Below are 25,288 nucleotides of genomic sequence, written 5' to 3' on the forward strand. Positions count from 1 at the left end.
GCCGAAGCGGTGGGGAGCCGGAGTGCCCTGGTCGAACAGGCGGCTTCGTCAGCAGCCGATCAGGCGGGCGGCCAGGTACGACTTCACCTGGTCGAGCGACACGCGCTCCTGCGCCATGGTGTCCCGCTCGCGGACGGTCACGGCGTTGTCCTCGAGGGTGTCGAAGTCGACGGTGACGCAGAACGGGGTGCCGATCTCGTCCTGGCGGCGGTAGCGCTTGCCGATGGCGCCGGCGTCGTCGAAGTCGACGTTCCACGCCTGCCGCAGGTCGGCGGCGAGGCCGCGGGCCTTCGGCGAGAGGTCGGCGTTGCGGGAGAGCGGCAGGACCGCGACCTTGACCGGCGCGAGGCGCGGGTCAAGGCGCATGCCGACGCGCTTCTCCATCTGGCCCTTGGCGTTGGGGGCCTCGTCCTCGAAGTAGGCGTCGAGGAGGAAGGCCAGCAGGGCGCGGTTGAGGCCGGCTGCGGGCTCGATGACGTACGGGAAGTACCGCTCGCCGGACTCCTGGTCGAAGTACTTGAGGTCCTTGCCGGAGTGCTCGCTGTGGACCGCGAGGTCGTAGTCGGTCCGGTTGGCGATGCCCTCGAGCTCGGAGAACTCGCTGCCGCCGAAGTTGAAGCGGTACTCGATGTCCACCGTGCGCTTGGCGTAGTGGGAGAGCTTCTCCTTCGGGTGCTCGAAGTAGCGCATGTTCTCCTCGCGCAGGCCGAGGTCGCGGTACCAGTTCCAGCGCTGCTCGAGCCAGTACTCGTGCCACTGCTCGTCCTCGCCCGGCTTGACGAAGAACTCCATCTCCATCTGCTCGAACTCGCGGGTCCGGAAGATGAAGTTGCCGGGGGTGATCTCGTTGCGGAAGCTCTTGCCGACCTGGGCGATGCCGAACGGCGGCTTCTTGCGCGAAGTGGTCTGCACGGCGCTGAAGTTGGTGAAGATGCCCTGCGCGGTCTCCGGGCGGAGGTAGGCCAGGCCGGAGCCGTCCTCGACCGGGCCCAGGTGGGTCTTCAGCATGCCCGAGAATTCCTTGGGCTCGGTGAAGGCACCCTTGTTGCCGCAGTTCGGGCAGTTGATGTCGGCGAGGCCCTTCTCCGGGAGCCTGCCGTGCTTGGCCTCGTACGCCTCTTCGAGGTGGTCGGCGCGGAAGCGCTTGTGGCAGGAGAGGCACTCGGTCAGCGGGTCGCTGAAGGTGGCGACGTGGCCGGAGGCCTCCCAGACCTCCTTGGCGAGGATCACCGAGGAGTCGATACCGACGACGTCCTCCCGAGCGGTGACCATCGAACGCCACCACAGGCGCTTGATGTTCTCCTTGAGCTCGACACCCAGCGGACCGTAGTCCCAGGCGGCACGGGTGCCACCGTAGATCTCGCTGCAGGGGTAGACGAAGCCACGGCGCTTGCTCAGGCTGACAATCGTGTCGATCTTGTCGGCGGCCACAGTGCTCTCTTCGGTACGGACGCCGGCACGGGGTACCGGCGGCACGGTCTAGGCGCGGCTGGTTGCACGCACCCGAATACCTCAGGTTACCGGGGAGGCGGGTAGGCGGTTCAACTCGGTAATTGCGCGCGCGTCGGTCAGGTGAGCGACGCACATCGGCCGGGCGAGCGGCCGGTGTCGGGCAGGCAAGCGGCCCGTATCGGCCGGCGAGCGGCCCGCGTCGGTCAGGCGAGCGAGCGGCGAACAGATGCGCAAGTTGACAATCATTTCCACTTAAGATGAGAATGGTTGTCATGAAGATCCGACGTCGCCCCACCTCCATAGCCCTCGCCGTCACCGCCCTTGTCAGCGCGCTCACGCTCTCCGCCTGCGGTGGCAGCAGCAGCGCGAAGGACGGCAGCGGCAAGCTGGCGGTGGTGGCGTCGTTCTATCCGATGGAGTTCCTGGCCGAGCAGATCGGCGGCGAGCACGTGAAGGTCACCGACCTCACCGCCGCCGGCGTCGAGCCGCACGACCTCGAACTGACCGCCAAGCAGGTCGGCGCGGTCACCAAGGCCGGCGCCGTCCTCTACCTCAAGGGCCTGCAGCCCAGCGTGGACAAGGCGGTTGCCCAGTCCCACTCCCAGCACGTGGTGGACGCGGCCGCCGTCTCCCCGCTGGTCGACCACCACCTCGACGAGGGTACCGAGGAGCACGGCGGCGAGGCCGGCCACGAGCACGCCGACGCCGCCGGCGACCCGCACATCTGGCTCGACCCGACCCGCTACGCCGCCGTCGCCAAGAGCGTCGGCGCCGAGTTCGCCAAGGCCGACCCGGCCCACGCCGCCGACTACCAGCAGAACACCGACGCCCTGGTCACCAAGCTCGCCGCCCTCGACAAGGAGTTCCAGGACGGCCTGAAGAACACCGGGACCAAGGCCTTCGTCACCAGCCACGCCGCGTTCGGCTACCTCGCCGACCACTACGGCCTGGAGCAGGTCGCGATCAACGGGGTCGACCCGGAGGCGGAGCCCACTCCGGCCCGGCTCGCCGCGATCCAGCAGGCGGCGAAGGAGCACGGCGTGACCACCGTGTTCTTCGAGACCCTGGTCAGTCCGAAGCTCGCCGAGACGGTGGCGAAGGACCTCGGTCTGAAGACCGCCGTCCTCGACCCGCTGGAGGGCGTCAAGGACCCGGCGAAGGACGACTACTTCTCGGTGATGAAGCAGAACCTCACCAACCTCCGGTCCGCCCTCGCTGCCACCCCCACCACCACCGGCTGACACCCACCCGGCACCACCCCGCACGAGCCACAGGCCACAAGCCACAGGCCACAAGCGACAAGCGACAAGCGACAAGCCACCGGAACAACGGAACCTCGGGAACCACCATGAGTGCTGTGATCTCCACGGCAGACTCCGACCAGGCGCGGCGACCCCTCCTCGGGGACGCCGCGCCGGCGGCGGTCTGCCTCCGCGACGCCGTCGCCTCGGTCGGCGGCCGGCCGGTGCTGCGCGGCGTCGACCTGACCGTCCTGCCCGGCGAGGTGGTCGCCCTGCTGGGCGCCAACGGCTCGGGCAAGTCCACCACCGTCAAGAGCGTGATCGGTTCGGTGCCGCTGGACCGCGGCTCCCTGGAGCTGTTCGGCACCCCGTTCTCCCGCTTCCGCGACTGGCGGCGGATCGGCTACGTGCCGCAGCGCACCACCGCGGCGAGCGGGGTGCCGGCGACCGTGCGCGAGGTGGTCTCCACCGGCCGGCTGCCGCTGCACCGCCTGCTGCCGTTCCGGCGCAAGGACCGTGAGGCGGTGGACCGGGCGCTGGCCGCGGTCGGCATGCTCGACCGGGCGTCGGACGGCGTCGCCAACCTCTCCGGCGGCCAGCACCAGCGGGTGCTGATCGCCCGTGCGCTGGTCGGCGAGCCGGACCTGCTGATCATGGACGAGCCGATGGCCGGCGTGGACGTGGTCAGCCAGCAGCTGCTCGCCGAGATCCTCCGCCGCGAGGTCGAGCGCGGCTGCTCCGTCCTGCTGGTCCTGCACGAACTCGGCCCGCTGGAGCCGCTGATCGACCGTGCGGTGGTGCTGCGCGACGGCTGCGTGGCGCACGACGGTCCGCCGCCCCGCGGCGTCGGCCAGCACGCGCTGCCGGGCCACGACCACGTCCACCCGCACGCGGACGACGACCACCACCGCTCCACCACCCGAGGGCTGCTGACGTGATCGACCTGACCGAGATGCTGCAGTACGACTTCATGCAGCGGGCGTTGATCGCCGCCGTGCTGGTCGGCATCACCGCGCCGGCCGTCGGCATCTACCTGGTGCAGCGGCGGCAGGCGCTGATGGGCGACGGCATCGGCCACGTCGCGCTGACCGGTGTGGGCCTGGGCTTCCTGTTCCAGACCAGCCCGGTGTGGATGGCGGTCCTGGTCTGCGTGCTGGGCGCGATCGTGATGGAGCTGGTCCGCTCGCGCGGCAACCAGCGCGGGGACATCGCGCTGGCGATGCTCTTCTACGGCGGTATGGCCTGCGGAAAGCTGCTGGTCTCGAAGAGCGCGCAGGCGGGCAGCGGCAGCCTGGAGAGCTACCTGTGGGGGTCGATCCTCACGGTCTCGCCCGCCGACCTGGTGGTGATCTCCGGGCTGGCCGCCGTGGTGATCGCGGTGACCTTCGGGCTGCGCCGCCAGCTCTTCGCGATCTGCCAGGACGAGGAGTTCGCCCGGGTCACCGGCGTGCCGGTGCGGCTGCTGAACCTGCTGCTCGCGGTGATGGCCGCGGTCACCGTCACGGTGGCGATGCGGGTGGTCGGACTGCTGCTGGTCAGCGCGCTGATGGTGGTCCCGGTGGCGGCCGCGCAGCAGCTGACCCGGTCGTTCGCGGCGACCCAGGCGGCGGCGGTGGGCCTCGGCATCACGGTCGCGGTGCTCGGCGTGGGCGGCTCGTACGAGACCGACCTGCCGCCCGGGCCGACCATCGTGCTGCTGGCGATCGCCGCGTTCGCGCTGTTCAGCGCGGTGGCCGCGCCGCTCGCCCGGCGCCGGCACCGGTCCGCCCCGGACACCGGTCCGGCGGTCTGCGACGTCGTCCTCCCCGCGCAGGACGACCACCGCGGTACGCAGGACGACCACCGCGGCACGTTGCACGACCACCGCGGCACGCTGCTGCACGGCGACCGCGGCACGCTGCACGGCGACCGCCCCGCCGACGGGCCGGACGGCACCCGTCGTGCGGAGGATCCGCTGCCAAGTGGAGGGCTGGCACAATGATGTGCGACACCACTCGACGAGCAGGAGGACCCACGGTGACCACCGCAGGCCCGTCGCCACGCGCGCGTTCGACTCGGCAGCGCACCGCCGTCTCGGCGGTCCTGGACGAGATCGAGGACTTCCGCAGCGCGCAGGAACTGCACGACATGCTCAAGCACCGGGGCGACTCGGTCGGTCTCACCACGGTCTACCGGACCCTGCAGTCGCTCGCCGACGCCGGTGAGGTGGACGTGGTCCGCACCGCCGGCGGCGAGGCCGTGTACCGGCGCTGCAGCAGCGGTCACCACCACCACCTGGTCTGCCGCCAGTGCGGCGCGACCGTCGAGGTCGAGGGCCCGGCGGTCGAGCGCTGGGCGAACGCGGTGGCCGCCGAGCACGGCTTCACCGACATCGCCCACACCTTGGAGATCTTCGGAACCTGCGCGGAGTGCGCCAGAAACCAGGGATGAGCGCGGCAGGACGAAGGAACGGCAGTACGCGAGAGGGGAGGTCCCGGGCCACGGCCCGGGACCTCCCCTCGTCGGTCGGCTCGGCCGGCTCAGCGCTGCGCCGGCAGGTCCGGGTTGCCCGCGGCGTCGTTGGGGATGGCGCCGCCGAAACGGCGGTCGCGGCGCGCGTACTGCTCGCAGGCCTGCCAGAGGTTGCGGCGGTCGAAGTCCGGCCAGAGCACGTCCTGGAACACGAACTCGGCGTACGCGGACTGCCAGGCGAGGAAGTTGGAGGTGCGCTGCTCGCCGCTGGGGCGCAGGAACAGGTCCACGTCCGGCATGTCGGGGTAGTACAGGTACTTGGCGAAGGTCTTCTCGTTGACCTTGGACGGGTCGAGCCGGCCGGCGGCGACCTCGCGGGCGATGGCCTGGGCGGCGTCGGCGATCTCGGCCCGGCCGCCGTAGTTGACGCAGAAGTACAGCGTCATGGCGTCGTTGCCCTTGGTCTGCTCCTGGGCGATCTGGAGCTCCTGGACGACGCTCTTCCACATCTTCGGCATCCGGCCGACCCAGCGGATCCGGATGCCGAGGGCGTCCATCTCGTCGCGGCGGCGGCGGATCACGTCCCGGTTGAAGTTCATCAGGAACTTCACCTCATCGGGCGACCGCTTCCAGTTCTCGGTGGAGAAGGCGTACAGCGAGAGGTTCTTGACGCCGATCTCCAGGCAGCCCTTGAGCACGTCGAGGACGACCGACTCGCCGATCTTGTGGCCCTCGGTGCGGGGCAGGCCGCGCTCCTTGGCCCAGCGGCCGTTGCCGTCCATGACTACCGCGACGTGGTTCGGGACCAGCTCGCCGGGGATCTTCGGCGGCCGGGCACCGCTCGGGTGCGGCTCCGGGGTCTGATAATCCCGCTTCTTGCTGCCGAACAGCCGTCGCGCTGCCATGCTCACTTCTCCACGTATCTCATCGAGCGGATACCCCGCTCAAGGTGCCACTGCAGATAGGCGGCCACCAACCCGCTGCCCTCCCGCCAGTACCGGGGTTCGCAGGCGTCGGCCGTCTGCCAGTCCCCCGACAGCAGCGCGCCGAGCAGTACCAGTGTCTCAGGGGAGGGTACGGCACTGCCCGGCACCCGGCAGTCCCCGCACAGGACCCCGCCGGCCTGCAGCGAGAAGAAGCGGTTGGGGCCGGGCAGGCCGCATTTCGCGCAGTCGGTGAAGCTGGCGCCGTAGCCGTTGACCGCGAGGGAGCGGAGCAGGAAGGCGTCCATCACCAGGTGCGGCTCGTGCTGCTCGGCGGCCAGCGTGCGCAGGCCGCCGACCAGCAGCAGGTACTGCTGGACGGCGGGCTGGCCCTCGTTCTCGGCGAAGCGTTCGGCGGTCTCCAGCATCGCGGTGCCGGCCGTGTACCGGGCGTAGTCGGTGACGATGCGGGCACCGTACGGGGCGATGGTCTCGACCTGGGTGCACAGCGGCAGGGTCCGGCCGACCAGGTCGGCGCCGCGGCTGAAGAACTGGACGTCGACGTGGCAGAAGGGCTCCAGCCGGGCGCCGAACTTGGACTTGGTGCGGCGCACGCCGCGGGCCACCGCGCGGACCTTGCCGTGCTGACGGGTCAGCAGCGTGATGATGCGGTCGGCCTCGCCGAGCTTCTGGGTGCGCAGCACGATGCCGTCGTCGCGGAAGAGACTCATGGTCCCCCCATTGTCGCCCAGCCCACTGACAACCCGGCCCGTCCCCGTCGGCAACCCGGCACCACCGACACCACCGACGCCACCGGCGTCACCGGCGTCACCGGGAGCGGGGGCACCACCGGGGCGACCCGCAGCCGGGCAGCCATGAACCCGCACCGGGGGCCCGTGGGGGGAATCGCCCGTAGGTGCGGGTCACGGCGGGCCCGGGAGGGGGGTTTCGGGCCCGGCTGTGGGGGCTCAGCGCGACGCGCTGGTGGCTGCTTCGAGGAGCGCGTCGACCTGAGCGGTGGAGAGTTTGAGGCAGCGGCCGACGACGCCGAGCGCGGCGCGCTCCTGCGGCAGGTACCGGCCGTCGGCGAGGGCCACCCAGGCGCCCTGGGTGAGCAGTCGGGCCCGGCCCTGGAGGGCCAGGTGCGGGGCGAGCGGTTCGAGGGCGGCGTGCAGTTCGACGGCGAGGCCGCTGCCCTCGGCGGCGACGTCGATCGGGTCTCCCCCGCCGTGGCCGGAGAGGGCGGCGAGCGCGGCGAGCACCTGGGCCTCGCCGCAGTCCTCGAAGCCGGCCTCGCGGATCACGGTGCAGGCGGCGTCCCGGCCGGCCCGGCCGGCGGTGCCGCCGGCGGCGAGCGCGGCCAGCGCGATGGTGTACTGCGCGTCCCGGAGCATGGCGGCCAGCCGCAGCGAGGTGAGCTGTTCGAGTGCGTCGGTGCCGTAGCGGCCGTGGCAGGAGGTGCACTGCACGCTGCCGATCACCGGGCCGAGCGGGAGGATCGGGGTGCCGAGCAACCGCAGCCACCGCCGGCCGTGCTGCCGGCGGTAGTTGCGGTCCCCACCACAGCCCGGGCAGAAGAACTCACCGAGAACATCAGTCCGCCAGCGAGGGCGGACACCCCACAACCCTGTCACGGCGCCACTCCCCAGACATGGCAGGCGGCCTGCACATCAATGGGCAGGTCACGCGACCGGACGCCGCGGGCCGTCCCACCGACCCCGAATCCGGTGGATCGATGTTGCCACGGTTGCCCCCGGGTGTCAGCACCCCGAACGGGTCAAGAAGCGAAAATTTGTGACGCGGGCCACACGGAAGCCGAAGGGCCACCCGCCGACGGCGGGTGGCCCCAGGAGGTCCTACCGGGGAGGTCAGCCGCGCTGCGCCCGGTTGACGGCGCTGACCAGTGCCTTCAGCGAGGCCAGCACGGTGTTGGAGTCGATGCCGACACCCCACAGCACCTTGCCCTCGACCGCGCACTCGACGTACGCGGCGGCCTGGGCGTCGCCGCCCTCGCTCAGCGCGTGCTCGGCGTAGTCCAGCACCCGCACGTCGACGCCGATGGTGCCCAGCGCGTTGACGAAGGCGGAGACCGGGCCGTTGCCGGTACCGGTCAGGGTGACCGGCTGCCCGTCGACGACGGCCTCGGTGGACAGCGCGTCGCGGCCGTCCTCGGTGGTCAGGCTGCGCGATCCGCTCAGCGAGATCCGGCCCCAGGCGTTGTCGGGGGTGGGCAGGTACTCGTCCTGGAAGACGGCCCAGATGTCGCCCGGGGTGACCTCGCCGCCCTCGGCGTCGGTCTTGGCCTGGATGATCTTCGAGAACTCGATCTGCATCCGGCGCGGCAGGTCCAGCTTGTGGTCGTTCTTCAGGACGTACGCGATGCCGCCCTTGCCGGACTGGCTGTTGACCCGGATGACCGCCTCGTAGCTGCGGCCGACGTCCTTGGGGTCGATCGGCAGGTACGGCACGCCCCAGGTGAAGTCCTCGACCGGGACGCCCGCCGCCTCGGCGTCGGCGGCCAGCGCGTCGAAGCCCTTCTTGATGGCGTCCTGGTGGGAGCCGGAGAAGGAGGTGTACACCAGGTCGCCGGCGTAGGGGTGGCGCTCGGGCACCGGCATCTGGTTGCAGTACTCGGCGGTGCGGCGGATCTCGTCGATGTCCGAGAAGTCGATCATCGGGTCGACGCCCTGCGAGAACAGGTTCATCCCGACGTTGACCAGGTCCAGGTTGCCGGTCCGCTCGCCCTGGCCGAACAGGCAGCCCTCGACCCGGTCGGCGCCGGCCATCATCGCCAGCTCGGCCGAGGCCACACCGGTGCCGCGGTCGTTGTGCGGGTGGGTGGACAGGCAGACGAACTCGCGGCGGGACAGGTTCCGCGACATCCACTCGATCTTGTCGGCGTAGACGTTGGGGGTGGAGCGCTCGACCGTGGTCGGCAGGTTCAGGATGATCTCGCGGCCCTCGCACGGCTGCCAGACGTCCATCACCGCCTCGCAGACCTCCAGCGCGAAGTCCAGCTCGGTGTCGATGAAGATCTCCGGCGAGTACTCGTAGCCGAAGACCGTCTCGTCGCCCAGGATCTTCTCGGCGTACTCCATCACCAGACGGGTGCCGTCCACGGCGATCGCCTTGATGTCGTCCTTGGAGCCCTTGAAGACCACCCGGCGGAACAGCGGCGAGGTCGCGTTGTACAGGTGGACGGTCGCCCGCTTCGCGCCCTTCAGCGACTCCACGGTCTTCTCGATCAGGTCCTCGCGGGCCTGGGTCAGCACCGAGATGGTGACGTCGTCCGGGATCGCGTTCTCCTCGATCAGGGAACGCACGAAGTTGAAGTCGGTGGCACCGGAGGACGGGAAGCCGACCTCGATCTCCTTGTAGCCCAGCCGCACCAGCAGGTCGAACATCTTGCGCTTGCGGGCCGGCGACATCGGGTCGATCAGCGCCTGGTTGCCGTCCCGCAGGTCGGTCGACAGCCAGCGCGGGGCCTGGGTGATGACCTTCGACGGCCAGGTGCGGTCCGGCAGGTCGACGGCGCCGAAGGGTACGTACCGGTGGAACGGCATCCCCGACGGCTTCTGCAGCACGGAGGAGGCGGTGATCGGGGTGGGACGGTCGATGAACGCGCGGGCGACGGACGACTGCTCGGTCATGGGTGAGACTCTCGGCTTCCCTGTCGATTGCGGGCTGTGGGTCGGGATGAGGACACCGACCGGCCGACTGGCTGCGCCGCTTGCGGAATACGGGCGCAGAACAACTCCCCGCGGCGAGGGAGCCGGCCTTTTTGGACTACAGGCCCTCGCCGCGGCAGCTAAGAAGAAGCAGCCCGTAACGCATGATGTTCTCCACTGTAACCGGAGTGTCTCGGCGCACGAAGTGAAGTCCGCCACGATTCCACCCAGTGAGACGCGGCGGCGCGGCCCGGCGGCCCGCCGAGCGGGCGCGGGGAGTCTGCGAAAAGGCTCGGCAAAGCACATCGCTGCGTAGCACACTGACAACCATGCGTATCCAGGTGATTCGGTCCGGCGGCCTCGCCGGCCGCGTGGTCAGGGCCGAGCTGGACACCGCCGAACGGCGGGACGCGCCGCACGTCCACGCCCTGGCGCGCGAGGCGGTGGCCGGCGGGCTGCGCGCGCGTGCGTACGGCGTGCCCGACGGCTTCCACTACGAGATCACGGTGGACGGCCGCACCGTGTACTGCTCGGACCCCAAACTGACCGACTCCCAGCGGGAGTTGGTCAGCCTGGTGCTGCGCGAGGGCCTGTCACCCGAAGGCGTGCACCCCGGGTCGGGTCAGCCGAACCTGCCGTTGACGTAGTCCGCGGTCCGCGGATCGGCCGGCGAGCCGAACATCGCCGCGGTCGGCCCGTGCTCGACGATCCCGCCGGGCGTGCCCTGCTCCGCCAGGAAGAACGCGCACTGGTCGGAGACCCGCTGCGCCTGCTGCATGTTGTGGGTGACGATCACGATGGTGACCTCGTGCACCAGCTCGCGGATGGTCTGCTCGATCCGCCGGGTGGACGTCGGGTCGAGGGCCGAGCACGGTTCGTCCATCAACAGCACCTTGGGGCGCACCGCCAGCGAACGGGCGATGCACAGGCGCTGCTGCTGACCGCCGGAGAGCGCGCCGCCGGGCTGCCGCAGCCGGTCCGCGACCTCGCGCCACAGGCCCGCCTTGCTCAGGCACTCCTCCACCAGGTGGTCCTTCTCCGCCCGTGACGCACGGGTGCCGGTCAGCTTCAGCCCGGCCACCACGTTGTCGTAGATCGACATGGCGGGGAACGGGTTCGGCTTCTGGAACACCATGCCGATGTCGCGGCGGGCCTCGGTCAGCCGGCGCTCGGGCGCGTAGATGTCCGCGCCGTCCAGCAGCACCTCTCCGGCCAGCGAGGCGGCCGGGATCAGCTCGTGCATCCGGTTGAGGATCCGCAGGAACGTCGACTTGCCGCAGCCCGACGGGCCGATCAGCGCGGTCACCTGGCCCGCCGGCATCTCCAGCGACACCCGGTCCAGGACCTTGCGCTCACCGAACCACGCCGAGACCGCGCGCGCGTCCAACGCCCCCGCCGGGGACAGCCCACCCGGACCCGCCGGTCCGAAGGGCGGCAGCGGGGACAGGACGGCGGTGGTGGCGAGTTCGGGCTCGGTGGTGGTCATCCGGCTGACTCCTAGGTGAGTGACGGTCGAGCAGATCGGTGGGGCGGGGTCAGGTCGTCGGTCGGATCAGGGCGGCCGGATCGGCACGGTCGGATCGGAGCGGTCGGATCAGGTCGGGGAGATCGGGGCGGGCACATCAGGTCGGGGAGATCGGGGCGGGCACATCGGGGCGGGCACATCGGGGCGGTCAGATCGGGGCGGGCACATCGGGGCGGTCAGATCAGGTTGGGCAGCAGCCGGGCGACCTCGTCGGCCACCGCGAGGGCCAGGTAGCCCACCACCGGCACACCGACGATCCACGTCTGCCGGCGACCCCAGCGCGCCCACGCCACCGCCAGCCCGACGGCCGCCAGCAACAGCCCCTCGCCCCACAGCACCAGCGGGATCCACGCGGCGTCCTCGGTGCCCATCGCCGCCTCCGCGGCGGGCAGCGCGGCGGCCGTCAACGGCCGGGCGTTCGCCGGACGCACCTCGGACATCAGATCGGCGTCCACCAGCAGCGTGCCACTCGGCGCGTAGTGCGGACCGGAACCGGTCACCAGCACCAGCCGACCCGCCTCCGCCTTCGCCGGCGCGGGGATCGGATCCCCGACCCGGCGGGTACCGATCACCCGGAACACCTGCTCGCCCTGACCGGTCGTCACCTTGAACGTCTCGCCCGGCCGCAGGTTGCCCAGCGCACCGAACGGCCCGCCGAAACCGGCCTGCCGACCGAACACCACACTGGTGCCCGCCTGGCCCGGCATCGGGGTGTCCCGGCGGTGCCCCGGACCGGACTCCAGCACGCCCCCGCCGGTGCCCTCGCGGACCACCTCGCGCAGACCGAGCTGCGGAATCTCCAGCAGCGCCACCGGAGTACCCACCTCGACCGGCTTGCCGTCCGCACCGTACTGACCGATCGGCGTCAGGCCCTTCGCGAGCGACTCGCGGAGCTGCGCGTACCCGGTCTCGTGGTCGCGCAGGTGCTTCACCGCACCCAGCGGCCCGAGCTCCAGCACCAGACCCAGCAGCAGCGCGGCGGCGATCGCCAGCCCCGCCCCGATCAGCTGCGGGACGTCCGGCAGCACCTGCCGGAACTGCCGGACCGGCGCGACCCGCGGCAGCACGACCCTCCGCGCCCCGCCGGCCGGCGGCGGCGCCCACGGCGACGGCGCGGGCGCACTCGCCACCGGCGGCAGATCGGTCACCGTCATCGCCCGACCTCCGCGACCGCGGCACCCCCGGCAGCAGCCCCCACGGCCGCCCCCGCCGCCCCGCCGGAAGCGGACCCGGCGCCGGCGGGAACGACCGCAGCGGCGTCAGCCTCCGCCGGGCCCGAACCGACGCCCCCACCGGAGGCGGGCCCCGAGGCGGGCGTCGTCGCCGTAACGGCCTCACCACCGGAGGCAGGAGCGGCGACTGCGGCAGCGAGCACAGCACCATCGGCGGCCGTCAGGTCCGCCCCGCGCGCAGCGGGCACCCCAACAGCGCCCGTCCCCCCGCCTGAGGCGGGCTTCGTCGCCGTACCGGCCTCACCACCGGAGGCAGGAGCGGCGACTGCGGCAGCGAGCACAGCACCATCGGCGGCCGTCAGGTCCGCCCCGCGCGCAGCGGGCACCCCAACAGCGCCCGTCCCCCCGCCTGAGGCGGGCTTCGTCGCCGTACCGGCCTCACCGCCGAAGGCAGGAGCGGCGCCTGCGGCAGCGAGCACAGCACCATCGGCGGCCGTCAGGTCCGCCCCGCCGGTAGCGGGCTCCCCGGCGTCCCCCGTCTCCCCGCCGGAGGCGGGCTCGGTGGCTCCGGCGGTGGCGGGGGTCTCCGGGGTGCGGCGGAGGCGCTTGCGGAGGGGCGGGAGGGCGACCCAGCCGACGAGGAGGACGCCGCCGGTGATGGCGATCCAGGGGCCGAGGGAGGTCCGGGACTCTGCCGGGGCGGTCGCGGCGGGTTGGGGCTTCTTCGCGGTCTGCCCGGCCGCCGGATCCGCGCCGGCGGCGTGGATGACGCCTTCGGGGGCGACGGTGGTGGCGGTCCAGGTGGTCGGCGTGGTGAAGGTGAGGACGCCGGTGAAGTCCTGGGTGGAGGTGGGGTTGACCTTGCCGCGGCAGCTGGCGGTGATGGTGTACGCGCCGTTGAGCTGTCCGGCGCCGGCCCGGTTGGCGATCACCCGGAGGGTGTTGGCGAGCGGTACCACGAACCCGCCGTTGGCGGCGGGCCGGTACGCGGCGGCGGCGGTCGTCCCGGTGATCGGGGCGCCTTCGGCGGGGAAGCCGTGCCCGCCGATCCGCACGGTGAGGTAGTCGGCGTCGGGGTGCGGGCAGGGCCCGGAGGTGAGCAGGTCGATGGCGTCGTCGTCGTGCCCGCTGGGGTAGTCGAAGGCGAGCGTCCCGGCGGGCGGGGCGTCGGCGGCTGCGGCTCGCGGTGCGGGGCCGAGCACGAGGGTGCCGGCGGTGAGCAGGGCGAGCAGCGCCGCGCCGAGGACGGCGACGGCGGGCGGGGTGTGCTGCAGGAGGTGGGGCGGGATGCGCCGGGCGCGGCGTCGCCGGGTCCACCAGAGCACGGCGACGGCGCCGATCAGGGCGGCGAGGGCGAGCATGGTCCACGGGATGGCGAAGTAGCCCTGCTTGTGGACGGTGGAGGTGAGCTTGGGGTCGTGGTCGCCGGCGATGGCCATCGGGTCGATGGTGATGCCTGCCGTCCCGAAGACGGTCGGGTAGGCGCCGCTGACCTCGACGCGGTAGTCGACGGCGTTGCCGGGCAGGAGTTCGCGGAGGTCGGCGGGGGCGTCGCCGGTGGCGACGGTGCCGAAGAGGTTGGTGACGCGGACGGCCTGCTTGCCGCCGAGCCGGACGTTGCCGGTGTTGCGGACGGTGTAGCGGACGGTGGTGCGTCCGGTGGCGAAGGGGTTGAGGCCGGGGTGGTGGACGACGCGGGCGCCGACCACGGTCAGTTCGGCCTTGAGGTCGCCGGCGACGCGGACGTTGACCCGGGTGCCGACCCGCTGGTCGACGGTGACGGCGTTGCCCTTGGCGTCCTTGCTCTCCTGGCGGAGGACCGCGACGATGCCCGCCGGGTGGTCGCCGGGCCCGGCGGTGGCGGGGACGGCGAGCGTGAAGGGCACGATCTGCCGGCTGCGGGCCGGGAGTTCGACGGTGGCGACGGCGGTGCGCAGCCAGCTGCCGGCCTGGGTGGAGGGCTTGCCCTCGGGCAGCAGGTCGTAGCCGCCGGTGTCGGTGTTGAAGGCGTCGGCTGGGTAGAGCCGGAGGGTGAGCGGCTGGTCGCTGTAGTTCCAGAGCGCGACGTGGTCCTTGACGATCGCGCCGGGGGTGGCGGAGTAGGTGAAGCTGCCGCGGCCGTCGGGGTCGGTGGCGGTGGCGGGCTGGATGCCGAAGGTCTGCGCCTGCGGTCCTTCGGTGAGGGCGCTGCGCGGGGTGGCGTGGGCGGTCGGGCCGCCGAGCAGCAGGAGCAGGGCGGTCAGTGGTACCAGGAGCCATCGGCGCATCGGCGGCGTCATCCTCGGGAGCGGGGTGCGGAGGTGCTGGGGTGGCGGCGCGGGCCGCCCGGGCGCTCGGCGGTACGTCAGGGGTACGCCGATTGCGCCAGGGCGGCCCGGCCGCCGGGTGACGGGCTGACGGCCCGGTGGTGAAGAGTGGGCGTCAGCTCCCGTTCAGCGGGCTCGGATCACGCGGTCAGATCGCGGTGAGGGTGAGCACGCCCTGGTAGGTGCCGGCCAGGGTGGAGGTCGGCGCAAGCAGGGTGAGGTCGGCGCCGAGCTTGGCGGTGCCGAGGCCGGTGGCGGTGGCCAGGGTCCGGGCGGACTTCAGGCCGAGTGCGCCGGCGTCGTTGGCCTCGACGGCGTTGGCGGGGTTGACCGCGGTGCCGAGGGTGACCTTGAGGCCGTCGCCCTTGGAGACGAGGTTCGGGGCCCAGCCGAGGTTCTGCGAGTTGATGGCGTTGGCGCCGGACTTGAAGTCCGAGACCTGGCCGCTGACCGACCAGCCGGGGGCGCCGGCGCGGGTGTCGGTGACGGTGACGGTCTGGATCGGGCCGGCGGAGCCGAACCGGGTGGAGTCGTTGTTCAGGGTGAGCGGCGGGAGGGTGACGTTGCTGCCCGCGACGCTGATCACCAGGGCGCCGGGGGCGACCGTGGTGGTGATGGTCTCGCCGACCGGGGCCGGGGAGTCCGGCTTCGGCGGGACGATCACCGGGGTGACGGTGAAGGCGACCGCCGCGGACTGCGAGGCGGCGAACTGGGTGGCGTCGGCCGGGACGAACGCGGCGGTGAAGGAGTGGTCGCCCTCGGCGGGGGCGGTCACGGTCAGCTCGGCGGTGCCGCCGGCCAGGGCCACCGGGGAGCCGAGCGCCACGCCGTTGTCGCTGAACTGGACGGCGCCGGTGGCGCCCGCGTCGACGGCGGCCGACAGCTTGACGTCGGTGCCCTTCTGCGCGGAGCCGGACGGGGTGACGGCGAGCGAGGTGTGGGTGACGGTCGCGCCCTTGGGGCTGATCGTGTAGGCGACCGCGGTGGAGGTGGAGCCGAGGAAGTGCGCGGTGTCGGTCGAGGTGAAGACCGCGGTGAGGTTGTGCGCGCCCTTGGCGAGGGTGTTGACGGTGAGCTGGGCCTGGCCGGCGGTGACGGCGACCGGGGTGCCGAGCGCGACGCCGTTGTCCTGGAACTGGACGGTGCCGGGCGCGGCCGGGCTGACGGCGGCGGTCAGCTTGACGTCGCTGCCCTCGGTCGCGGTGGACGCCGGGTCGACGGTCAGCGCGGTGGTGGTGGCCTGGGCGACCGGCGCGTTCGGGTCGGTGGAGGTGTACGCGGTGGGGCTGGTGAACCAGACCGCGCCGACGAAGTCACCGAAGTAGGTGGCACCGATCTTGGCCTGGCAGCGGACGTGGAACTCGTACTTGCCGCTCAGCGTGGAGAAGCCGTTCTTCTGCGCGAAGCTGGCCATGGTGTCGCTCAGCGGGATGGACATCCGGCCCTGGGCGTCCACCGGGTAGATGGACTGCGCGGAGTTCGGGGTGACGCCGTAGCCGGCGGCCGGGAAGCCCTGGCCGAAGACCAGCGCCTGCAGGTTGGTGCCGCCGGGGCAGGTGGCGGAGGTGACCAGGTTGATCAGCTCGGTGTCGGAGCCGGTGGCCGGGTTGACGGTCGCGGTGCCGATGACCGGGCTGTCGGCGGCGAAGGCGGTGGCGGAACCGAGGAAGGTGGCGGAGCCGGCGGCCAGCACGGTGGCGGCGCCGAGCGCGACGGTGCGCGCGATACGGATGCTCACGGCGTGAGATGCCTTTCAGCTAAGCGTGGTTGAGGGTTGATCAGCCGGAATGGGTCGGCCGGGGTCGGTCGGCCGAGCTGGTCAGCCGGTGGTGCGGGTGGTGTCGCCACAGGCGGCGTTGACGCCGAAGCCGTACTGCTTGATCGTCGCGGTCTGCTGGCAGACCAGCGAGTTGGAGCCGACGAAGGCGTCGCTCCACGGGCTGGTGGCGACCTTGCTGGTCGGGATGACGTTGTAGACGTCGCGGGTGGCGGCGGCGCTGGTGTTCAGCAGCAGCGACGGGACGCCGTTGATGTTGCCCAGCTGGGCGGTGCCGCGCAGGTCGGCGATGGTGCTGGAGCTCTGCGCGATGTACTGGGCGATCGAGAACGGCACCAGCGAGGCGGAGTCGAGGACGCGGCCGTCGTGCTCCTCGATCTTCTTGCCGCCCTTGGTGTCGGTGACGCAGGGGTACTTGCCGGCCGCGACGTCCGCCTCGGTGATGCCGACGGTGGCCTCCCAGAAGCTGCGGGTGCCGGAGCCGGCCTGGGGCAGCATCGGGTGGATGTCGTAGTTCGGGCCGGTGCCGACGTAGCCGGGGTCGCAGCTGTAGATGGCGTGCAGGTCGGCGATGGACAGGTCCAGCGGCAGGGCGCTGCCGGCGCTGACCGCGTAGGTGACGCCGTCGACCGCGAACGGGACGTAGGTCAGGCCCGGGGTGGAGGCGGCCAGGTTGAGGCTGGAGGAGCGGGAGAAGTCCAGGCAGTTGTTGCCCTTGTTGAGCTCGTTCAGCAGGGCGGTGCGGCCCGCGCCGGAGCCGTTCGGGCGGTTCAGGCCCTGGCAGGCGGCGGCGGCCTTGGTGTTGATGGTGGGGGTGCCGACGGCGTCGTACGAGCCGAGGACCGGCTGGCCGTTCAGGGTGACCTTGCCGGCGATCGCGTTCATCACGCCCTGGGTGGTGTCCGAGCCGACGCCGGCCAGCGGACGGTACCCGGTCGGGTCGGCCTGGGCGGTGCCGGTGCCGGCCACCACCAGGCCGAGGCCGGCGACGGCGGTGACGCACTTGGCGACCTGACGCTTGGTGAGCTTCATGGGTGCGGAATCCCTTGTGAGAGTGCGGTTTTCGGGCACGGCGGAGCGAGCTCCGGCCGGTTCGGCGCAGGTGCTTGAGAAGGGGTGGGACAACAGGTGGGCAGAGGGGCCCGTTCAGTGCCGCCGGTTGCGCAGCACGCGCGGGACGACGACCCCGGCGGCGGCTGCCAGCACTCCGGCGATCAGGGCGCCGAGGAGCAGGTAGCGCAGGTCGCCGACGTCGGTGCCGGCGGTCCGGGCGACCGGGGCGGCCGGCGGGGCCGGGGCGAGGGTGGTCGGGGTGTGGGCGGGCGCCGTGGACGCCGGGGCGGGTGCGTCCTGGGCGCCCCCGCCGCCCTGGGCGGGGGGCCGGGAGCCGCCGCCGGCGGAGACCGCCTCGCTGCCGCCGCCCGCGGGCGGGGCGGGGGTGGCGGCGGCGCCCTCGGGGATGCCGGCCCGCTGCTCGATGGTGCCCGCCGCGGCCAGGGCCTGGCTGCGCAGCTCCTGCGGCAGCGGCGCGTAGCCGTCGGGCAGCCGGCCGGCCGCGATGCCGGGCTGCTGGCCGTCGCCCATGCCGTAGCGGATCAGGTCGGCGTACGCCTTTCCGGCGGCCCGGTCCATCGAGGACGGTACGGCGGCGCCGTAGGTGATCGCGGTCAGCGGGTAGCCGCCCGCCGGGACCTTCGCCGGGTCGACCACCTTCACCACCGGGTTCTCGCCGGCCGGCGCGGAGGCCGCGGCGGCCAGCATGGTGGTGTTGTCGGCGGTGACGAACTGCCCGGTGGAGTTGCGCAGTTTCGCGGTGTTCAGCCCGTACCGGGCGGCCAGCGCGGTGGTGGTCACGGCCATCACCCCGCGCAGGCCCTGGGCCTGCGGCTGGGCCTTCTTCAGCGAGCCGGGGATGGTGCTGGCGTCCCACACCGAGCGGGCCAGGGTGTCGCCGCGGGCGGTGGACCGGGCGGCGTCGCGGAGGTTGTTGGCGTACGGGTGGCCGTCCAGGTTGCACCACTTGGGGCGGCCGCTGGGGTCGTCCGGGTACTCCACGCAGAAGATGTCCGGCTTGGGGTAGTTGGGGCGCGGCAGCTCGACCTTGTCCGGCTTGAAGTTGGGGTTGACGGTCTCGCCGTGCGGGCCCGGGGCGCCCTGCAGGAAGGCCTTGGCGTCCGGGTCGGCCAGGATCCACCGCCACACCGCGCGGGCGGAGTCGCCGTCGCCGACCGGCAGCAGCAGCTCGGCGATCCGCGCGGGGAAGTACAGCTCCTTGAACTGCGGGTTGAGGTCGGTGAACTCGGGGTCGGAGGTGAGGTCCAGCGGGTTGTTCGCCGGGACGTCCGGGTCGCCCGGGTTGACCGAGAAGCGGTAGCTCTGGGTGAGCAGCTTGGCGGCCAGCCGCGGGGTCAGCGAGACGTCGGTGATCCGCTGGCCGTCCTTGAGCCGGGTGGCCGGCGGGGTGCGCGAGTACGACTGGCTCTCGATGTCGAAGGCGATCACCAGTCCGGAGACGGCGAGCGGCGCGTACACCGGGGTGCGGTCCTCCACCTGTTCGGCCTTGGGCAGCGCCTCGCCGACGAGGACCAGGCCGGAGTCGCCGTTGCGGACCAGCCGGTTGCGCGCCAGGTCGTCGGTGACCTGGGTGTAGCTGAACGCGCCGCCCGCCGTGCCGCACAGCGTCGGCTGCCAGCGCCAGATCATCTCGGCCGCCAGCTCGGTGCCCGCGGTGGGGCGTTCGGAGGCGATCGGGCAGGCGATGCCGATCGGCTCGAAGTGCAGCGGGACGACCAGGCGCTTCGCCCAGTTGGTGGTGGACAGCGGCGAGGACTGCAGCTTGCCGGACTGGCCGACCGGCGGCTGGCCGTCGACCTCGGTGCCGCCGCGCGGCACGACCACCAGCCAGCACCGGCGGCCCTCGGTGAACGGTCCGGGCTGCCCCTCCGGGGTCTGGCCGCAGCCCAGGCCCGGGGCCTCCATGCCGGTCTCCACCTCGAAGAACACCTGGCCGGTGCCGTCGGCGCGGGTCGGCGCGTACGGGACCTCGTTGGTGGACTGGATGTCGTAGTACTGGCTGCTGCCGTTGGTCTCCTCCGCCTGGCCGGTCACCGGGCGGAACGGCACGTAGGCGTTCTGCGTGTCGCTCGGCGCCTTGATCGGCTCCAACGGGTCGACCAGGGTCCTGCCGTAGCTGAGCTGGCGGCTCGGCACGAACGCGCCGCCGCGGTCGTCGCCGCGGGTCGCGCCGTACTGGCACTGGGTGCGGTCCGGGCCGTCGCCGTCGCCCCAGCACTGCATCAGCGACAGGTAGTGCTGGCCGAACACCATCGGGCTGGGCACCGTCGGGGTGCCGCCCTTCCAGCTGACCGTGACCACCTGGTTCACCAGGTGGGTGGTCTGCGAGACGGTCACCTCCAGGCCCGCGAACTCGCCGCTGCCCTTGACGGTGACGGTGTCACCGTCCGCCGCGGCCGCCTGGGCGGTGACCGCTCCCGCTCCCCCCGCAGCCGCCCGGGCGGTGGCGTCACTGCCCGCGACAGCGGCCTTCGCGCCACCGGTGGCGGCGGTCGGGTCGATCGCGGACGGTCCGCCGGTCAGCGGATCGACCGGGATCTCCGGGGTCGCGCTGCTCGTGTCCGCGACCCGCACCGGCGGGTCGCCGGGGTCCGCCGAGAGCACCGCCCCGGCGGTCACCGCGGCCAGCAGCCCCAGCACCCCCGCGGTCCGCAACGCCCGGCGGCGGATCCGCACCGTTCTGCCGCTCACCGCTCCCCCTCCGCAGCCGCCTGCGACGCGCTGCCGGCACCCGGCTCAGCGCCCTGGCCGGCGACGGGCGCACTCCCGACCGGCTCCCCACCACCCGGTCGGGCCCCCGCGTCCCCGCCCACAGCCGGAACCGGCTCCCCACCGGTCACCGGCAGCGCGGTACCCGGGCCGGCCGTCGGCGCGGCCGGCGCCCCGCCCTGCCCCGGCACCGCCGGGAGCGGAGCGGTGGCGTCCCCACCCGGTGCGGGCACTCCCCCGGGCGCGGCCGGAACCGCCGCACCGTGCGCGGGCTGCGGGGCCGGGGCCACCGGCCCGCCGCCCTGCCCCGGTACCCCCACCGGCAGCGCCGGCAGCGGAGCGGCCACGCCCGGGTGCTGACCCGGCATCACTCCCGGTCCCGCGTACGGACCCGCGTACGGACCCGCCTGGTACGGACCCGCCTGGAAGGGGGTCATCGGCGGGTACGCCACCGGCACCGCGCCCGCGCCGCCCGGCGCCTGCGGGTACGGCCCGGCCGCCCCCGCCGCACCGCCACCGCCGTACGCGGCCCGCGCCGAGCGCCCCATCACGATCGGCGGCAGCACGATCAGCGCGCCGAGCAGCGCCCCCGCGATCAGCATCAGCGCGTTGCGCAGCCCGGTGCCGCCGCCCGCCGCCAGGGCGACCGAGTCGCCGGCGTACTGCTGGCCGCCGCCTCCGCCGGCACCGGTGCCGCCACCGGTGAGCGCCGGGTCGGCAGCGCTCGCGCCGCCGCCGGCACCGTCCTGGCCGGCCCCCGCGCCGCCCGCGGTGCCGCCGGCGCCGCCCGTGCCGCCGGTCCCCGCGGTGCCGCCGGTCCCCGCGGCGCCCCCGCTGGTGCCCCCGGTGCCCTTGGCCCCGCCGGCGCTGACCGGGGTGGTCTGCTTGGCACCGCCGGTGCCGGTCTCGCACTGGGTGGTGGAGCCCTTCTTGTCGCAGTCCCTGGGCTTCGGGGCGCTGTCCGCGAAGGGGTTGGTGCCGTTCGCCCCGAAGGTGGGGTTGGAGCAGGTGTTGCGGTCGAAGGCCTTGTTCTGGCTGCCGGGGATCTTGGCGAGCTGCTGGAAGCCGGACTCCACCAGCTGCGCGGTGAGCGGCGCGTACCCGAGGTCGTCGGCCTGTTTCTGGCCCTCGCACAGGAAGTAGTAGCCGAAGGCGGAGAGGGTCTTGCCCTTCTCCGCGTCGAAGGGCGCCGCGGTCGAGGTGTGCACCACCATGTAGCTGTAGCTGGACAGCGGGTAGGCGTTGTCCTCGGCCGAGTCGTAGACGCCGTCGAGCTTCTGGGTGAGATCGCTGTTGATCTGCACGGCCTTGAGCGCGGTCGCCACGTTCGGCCCGTTGGGCTCGACGTACCAGCCCTTGTTGTTGAGCACCTTGGCGACCGGGAAGTGCGCGTTCTTGGCGTACGAGTACTCGACGTAGGTGATGGCGCCGACGTTGTTGTCGGCGGCGACGGCGCCGGCGACGTTGATCGAGGAGCCGAGCGCCTGCCAGCTGGAGCCGGGCAGCAGCGGGTAGAAGGAGGTCATGCCGCAGGCGGCGTGCCGCTGCGAGCGCTTGCAGTAGTCGTCCCAGAGGGCGGGGTACTTCTTGGCCAGCCAGGTGGTGAGCTGGGCGGTGGTGCCGGAGCCGTCGGAGCGGACCACCGGGCGGACGTCGATGGCCGGGAGGTTGAGGCTCGGGTTCTCGGCGAGCACCGCCGGGTCGTTCCACTTGGTGATCTTGCCGGTGAAGATCTTGGCGAGGGTCTCGCCGGAGAGCCGCAGGTTGGTGACCCGGTTGGCGCCGACCTTCAGGTTGTACATGAAGGAGGTGCCGCCGGCCACGATCGGCAGGTAGGCGTACGGCCAGCTCGGCGCGGCGTCGAACTGGCCGCCGTCCTCCAGGCCGTAGGGGATCTCGGTGATGCCGAAGTCGGTGGTGCCGTTCTTGAACTGGGTGCGGCCGGCCGAGGATCCCACCGGGTCGAAGTTGATCTTCATGCCGAACTGGCGGACGTTGGACACCCAGGCGTCCACCGCGTTGAAGCTCCAGGTGGACCCGGCGCCGCCGATCAGCCGGTAGTTCTCGGCGGCCGCGCGCGGCGCCGCGCCGAACAGCAGCGAGCTCGCGAACACCGCGAACGCGGCGAACAGCGTGACGGTACGGGTGACGGCACTGCGTGACACGACGGCCTTCCGGGCAGGGGTCTGGTGAGGGTCCGGCCCGCCCGGCCGCGCGTGCGGCGGGTGGGTCGAGGGGTACGGCTGCGCGTACGGCGGCTGCGCCTTCGCGGTGACCAGCCGGCGGAAGTCCTCGGCCGACCGGACGGCCCGGCGCCGCTGCTGACCGGCCGACAGCTCGCCCGCCCCGCGCCCGCCGATCAGCCGGGCGATCAGGAAGAGCACCAGGACCAGCCCCAGCAGCACCGCCGCCGCGCCGAACGCCCGGGCCCGGTGGAAGTCGGACGGGATCTTGATCAGCGTGAAGGCCATCAGCGGCAGCGAGGTCTGCGGGCCCTCGGTGGGGTCGAGGTTGAGGTTCTTGGTGTAGCCGGAGCAGAGCAGCACCGGCGAGGTCTCGCCGATGCCGCGGGCGGCGGCCAGGATCACCGCGGTGGCCAGGCCCGAGCGGGCGCTGGGCAGGGTGACCGTCCAGACGGTCCGCCAGCGGCCGGCGCCGAGCGCGTACGAGGCCTCCTTGAGCGAGCCCGGGACCAGGCGCAGCACCACGTCGGCGGCCCGGATCAGGATCGGCAGCATCATCACCGACAGCGCGACCGCGGTGGCGAAGCCGGAGCGCGGGACGCCGAAGCCGACCACCAGCATGGCGAAGACGAACAGGCCGGCGACGATCGACGGCAGCGCGGTCATCGCCTCGACCAGGGTGCGCACCAGCCGGGTGAACCGGCCGGGCACCTCGCCGAGGAAGACCGCGCAGCTGACCCCCAGCGGCACGGTGATCGCCAGCGCGATGACGATCTGGGTGAGCGTGCCGACCGCGGCGTGCAGGGCGCCGCCCTTGACCAGGGCGTCCGCCGGGCCGGCCAGCGAGAGGTCCTCGGTGAAGAAGTTGAGGTGGCGCAGCGCGTCGAAGCCGTGCAGGAACACGTAGACGACGATCCAGACCAGGATCGCGAGCAGCACCGCGCCGAGGCTGTGCACCACGGCGGAGGCCAGCCGGTCGCGGACCGCGAGCCTGCCCTCGCCGCGCAGCACCAGGGCGTACAGGCCGAGGAAGGCCAGCCAGCTGCAGACCGCGAAGCCGATCACGCCGCTGAACGGGGCGATCCGCTGGAACAGCAGTCCGCTGAGCGCGAGCCCGCCGACCAGGCTGCCGAGCAGCGCCCAGTGGTCGCCGGATCGGCGGCCGCCGATCCGGCGGCGCGGCTCGGGTGCGGCGAGCGCCGCCGCGGCCCCGACCACGGTGGTCGCGCCCGCCGGGGTGCCGGTCGCCGGGCCCGCGGTCGTCGGGCCGGCGGGGACGGTGTCGGCGGGGACGGTGTCGACCGTCATGAGGTGGCCCCCGATCGGCTGCGGGCCACCACGGCGGCCGCCGCGAAGTTGACCACCAGGGTGAGCAGGAAGAGCGAGAGCCCGGCGGCCATCAGCGCGGAGATGGCGAACTCGCTGGAGTCGCCGTAGCGCAGCGCGATCAGCGGCGCGACGGCGCTGCCGCCGGTCTGCAGGATGTGCGGCTGGATCTCGAAGTGCATGGAGAGGATCAGGAAGACGCTGATCGTCTCGCCGAGCGCCCGGCCGAGGCCGAGCATGGTGCCGCCGATGATGCCGCCGCGGCCGAACGGCAGCACCACGGTGCGGATCATGCCCCAGCGGGTGGAGCCGAGCGCGTACGCGCCCTCGCGCTCGCCGGCCGGGGCCTGGTCGAAGACCTCGCGCATGATCGAGCACATGATCGGGGTGATCATGAAGGCGACCACCACGCCGGCCATCAGGCTGGAGGCGGTGTACACCAGCGGCGGGGTGATCGGGTCGTCCACCCGGACGTCGCCGGTCACCGCGAACAGCGGGATCCAGCCCAGGTAGGTGGCCAGCCAGCGGGCCAGGCCGGTCAGTTGGTACTGCAGCAGGACGAAGCCCCAGACGCCGTAGACCACGCTGGGCACGGCGGCCATCAGGTCGACCAGGCCGATCAGGGTCCGCTTGATCCGGCGCGGCGCGTACTCGCTGATGTAGAGCGCGCTGCCGAGCGCCAGCGGCACGGCCAGGACGACCGCGATGCCGCCGATCAGCACGGTGCCGGTGAGCACCGCGGCGATGCCGAACTGGCCGCGGCCGCCGTCGGGGTTCCAGTTCTCCACGGTCAGGAAGGACCAGCCGGCGGTGGAGAGGGCGTCGGTCGCCCGGAGGGCCAGGTAGCCGCCGACGGCGCCCATGACGACCAGGACCAGGATGCCGCTGCCGCGCGCCCAGCCGAGGAAGATCCGGTCGGTGAGGTCGGGCAGGGTGTCCAGGCGCCGCCGCAGCTCGGCGGGTTCGGCCTCCGGCTCGGCCGCCGTGCCGCTCACACGCCGCTCCGGCGCAGCTGCGCGGCGCGGCCCTCGGGCCGGAGCTGCGGGACGGCCGGGGCGTGCTGCCGGGGCAGCGCGAGCGGGCGGGGGCCGGGCTCGGCGCTGCGCGCGCCGGCCAGGAAGAGGCCGAGGCTGTACTGGCACTCGCGCTGGCGCCGGTAGGCGCGGGTGGAGCTGGCGACCGGCGCGCCGTCGAGCTCCAGGCGCCAGCGCCAGAGCTGGCCGTGCTCCTCGCCGGCGATCACCGAGCGGCTGCGGTCCAGGCCGCGCTGCAGGCGGCCGATCGCGGCCAGGCAGCCGGCGACGTCGAGGAAGGTCTCCTCGCTCTGGCCGAGGTGCCGGTTGTTCGCCCCGAGCAGCCGCCAGACGGTGCCGCCCCGCGCGGGGTCGGGAAGCTGGGGTCTGCTGACGATCAGGAATCTCGGCTGTCCCATGCCGGTCATCGCCTTCCGGAGCGCTCGTTGGCCGGAAGAGACCGTCTCG

Annotated in this window: 19 protein-coding genes; 5 read left to right on the forward strand and 14 right to left on the reverse strand. The window is 72.8% G+C overall.

Annotated elements, in window-relative coordinates; translation table 11 throughout:
- Window positions 1–48: 48 nt before the first annotated feature.
- Window positions 49–1,431 carry a glycine--tRNA ligase gene (locus tag ACGFX4_RS17475; protein ID WP_393074642.1) on the reverse strand — a complete coding sequence of 461 codons (1,383 nt, stop codon included), beginning with the start codon at window positions 1,429–1,431 and terminating at the stop codon, window positions 49–51.
- A gap of 293 nt (window positions 1,432–1,724) precedes the next feature.
- On the opposite strand from ACGFX4_RS17475, the gene ACGFX4_RS17480 reads away from it, so the two are divergent.
- The 4 genes from ACGFX4_RS17480 to ACGFX4_RS17495 all read left to right on the forward strand — a co-directional run bounded on the left by ACGFX4_RS17480 (window position 1,725) and on the right by ACGFX4_RS17495 (window position 5,123).
- A complete protein-coding gene (locus ACGFX4_RS17480) occupies window positions 1,725–2,693 on the forward strand; it encodes a metal ABC transporter substrate-binding protein (RefSeq protein ID WP_393074645.1) in 969 nt (322 codons plus the stop codon).
- Window positions 2,694–2,800: 107 nt separating this feature from the next.
- On the forward strand, window positions 2,801–3,631 hold the full coding sequence (locus tag ACGFX4_RS17485) for a metal ABC transporter ATP-binding protein (protein WP_393074648.1): 831 nt from the start codon (window positions 2,801–2,803) through the stop codon (window positions 3,629–3,631).
- Between the two features lie 14 nt (window positions 3,632–3,645).
- Entirely contained in the window at window positions 3,646–4,674 is a 1,029-nt protein-coding gene (locus tag ACGFX4_RS17490; protein WP_393074858.1) for a metal ABC transporter permease, read from the forward strand.
- A gap of 35 nt (window positions 4,675–4,709) precedes the next feature.
- Window positions 4,710–5,123 carry a Fur family transcriptional regulator gene (locus ACGFX4_RS17495; RefSeq protein WP_345696973.1) on the forward strand — a complete coding sequence of 138 codons (414 nt, stop codon included), beginning with the start codon at window positions 4,710–4,712 and terminating at the stop codon, window positions 5,121–5,123.
- A gap of 89 nt (window positions 5,124–5,212) precedes the next feature.
- Here ACGFX4_RS17495 and ACGFX4_RS17500 read toward each other — a convergent pair whose 3' ends face one another.
- From ACGFX4_RS17500 to leuA, 4 genes are all read right to left on the reverse strand, one after another.
- The gene (locus ACGFX4_RS17500; RefSeq protein WP_393074651.1) at window positions 5,213–6,049 is read right to left on the reverse strand and encodes an isoprenyl transferase; all 837 of its coding nucleotides are present in this window, start codon (window positions 6,047–6,049) and stop codon (window positions 5,213–5,215) included.
- A 2-nt stretch (window positions 6,050–6,051) separates the two neighbouring features.
- Window positions 6,052–6,798: a DNA repair protein RecO gene (gene recO / locus ACGFX4_RS17505; protein WP_393074654.1), complete on the reverse strand. Its 747-nt coding sequence runs from the start codon at window positions 6,796–6,798 to the stop codon at window positions 6,052–6,054.
- Between the two features lie 237 nt (window positions 6,799–7,035).
- Window positions 7,036–7,581, reverse strand: coding sequence for a TerB family tellurite resistance protein (locus ACGFX4_RS17510; protein WP_393074657.1), 546 nt, complete (start codon window positions 7,579–7,581; stop codon window positions 7,036–7,038).
- A 354-nt stretch (window positions 7,582–7,935) separates the two neighbouring features.
- Entirely contained in the window at window positions 7,936–9,717 is a 1,782-nt protein-coding gene (gene leuA / locus ACGFX4_RS17515) for a 2-isopropylmalate synthase (RefSeq protein ID WP_393074660.1), read from the reverse strand.
- A 347-nt stretch (window positions 9,718–10,064) separates the two neighbouring features.
- Here leuA and ACGFX4_RS17520 point away from each other — a divergent pair, with 347 nt between their 5' ends.
- Window positions 10,065–10,382, forward strand: a complete 318-nt coding sequence (locus ACGFX4_RS17520; RefSeq protein WP_393074662.1) for a protealysin inhibitor emfourin — start codon at window positions 10,065–10,067, stop codon at window positions 10,380–10,382.
- On the opposite strand, the gene ACGFX4_RS17525 is transcribed toward ACGFX4_RS17520, so the two are convergent.
- From ACGFX4_RS17525 to ACGFX4_RS17565, 9 genes are all read right to left on the reverse strand, one after another.
- Window positions 10,358–11,221, reverse strand: coding sequence for a phosphate ABC transporter ATP-binding protein (locus ACGFX4_RS17525; RefSeq protein ID WP_393074665.1), 864 nt, complete (start codon window positions 11,219–11,221; stop codon window positions 10,358–10,360). The genes ACGFX4_RS17520 and ACGFX4_RS17525 overlap by 25 nt on opposite strands.
- A gap of 215 nt (window positions 11,222–11,436) precedes the next feature.
- Entirely contained in the window at window positions 11,437–12,414 is a 978-nt protein-coding gene (locus tag ACGFX4_RS17530) for a sortase domain-bontaining protein (RefSeq protein ID WP_393074666.1), read from the reverse strand.
- Window positions 12,411–14,699, reverse strand: a complete 2,289-nt coding sequence (locus tag ACGFX4_RS17535) for a hypothetical protein (protein WP_393074668.1) — start codon at window positions 14,697–14,699, stop codon at window positions 12,411–12,413. Before ACGFX4_RS17535 ends, ACGFX4_RS17530 begins: the two co-directional genes overlap by 4 nt.
- 187 nt (window positions 14,700–14,886) lie before the next feature.
- The gene (locus ACGFX4_RS17540; RefSeq protein ID WP_393074671.1) at window positions 14,887–16,476 is read right to left on the reverse strand and encodes an Ig-like domain-containing protein; all 1,590 of its coding nucleotides are present in this window, start codon (window positions 16,474–16,476) and stop codon (window positions 14,887–14,889) included.
- 81 nt (window positions 16,477–16,557) lie between these two features.
- Complete coding sequence (locus ACGFX4_RS17545) at window positions 16,558–17,547, reverse strand: substrate-binding domain-containing protein (protein ID WP_393074674.1); 990 nt, start codon at window positions 17,545–17,547, stop codon at window positions 16,558–16,560.
- A 114-nt stretch (window positions 17,548–17,661) separates the two neighbouring features.
- Window positions 17,662–20,280: a hypothetical protein gene (locus ACGFX4_RS17550; protein WP_393074676.1), complete on the reverse strand. Its 2,619-nt coding sequence runs from the start codon at window positions 20,278–20,280 to the stop codon at window positions 17,662–17,664.
- Window positions 20,277–23,789 carry a phosphate ABC transporter permease PstA gene (gene pstA / locus ACGFX4_RS17555; RefSeq protein WP_393074679.1) on the reverse strand — a complete coding sequence of 1,171 codons (3,513 nt, stop codon included), beginning with the start codon at window positions 23,787–23,789 and terminating at the stop codon, window positions 20,277–20,279. The genes ACGFX4_RS17550 and pstA overlap by 4 nt, the downstream gene beginning before the upstream one ends.
- Window positions 23,786–24,802 carry a phosphate ABC transporter permease subunit PstC gene (gene pstC / locus ACGFX4_RS17560; RefSeq protein ID WP_393074682.1) on the reverse strand — a complete coding sequence of 339 codons (1,017 nt, stop codon included), beginning with the start codon at window positions 24,800–24,802 and terminating at the stop codon, window positions 23,786–23,788. Before pstC ends, pstA begins: the two co-directional genes overlap by 4 nt.
- A complete protein-coding gene (locus ACGFX4_RS17565) occupies window positions 24,799–25,239 on the reverse strand; it encodes a hypothetical protein (protein ID WP_393074685.1) in 441 nt (146 codons plus the stop codon). The genes pstC and ACGFX4_RS17565 overlap by 4 nt, the downstream gene beginning before the upstream one ends.
- Window positions 25,240–25,288 lie beyond the last annotated feature (49 nt).

The sequence above is a fragment of the Kitasatospora sp. NPDC048365 genome (assembly GCF_043200835.1).
In the GTDB taxonomy this organism is placed as follows: domain Bacteria; phylum Actinomycetota; class Actinomycetes; order Streptomycetales; family Streptomycetaceae; genus Kitasatospora; species Kitasatospora terrestris.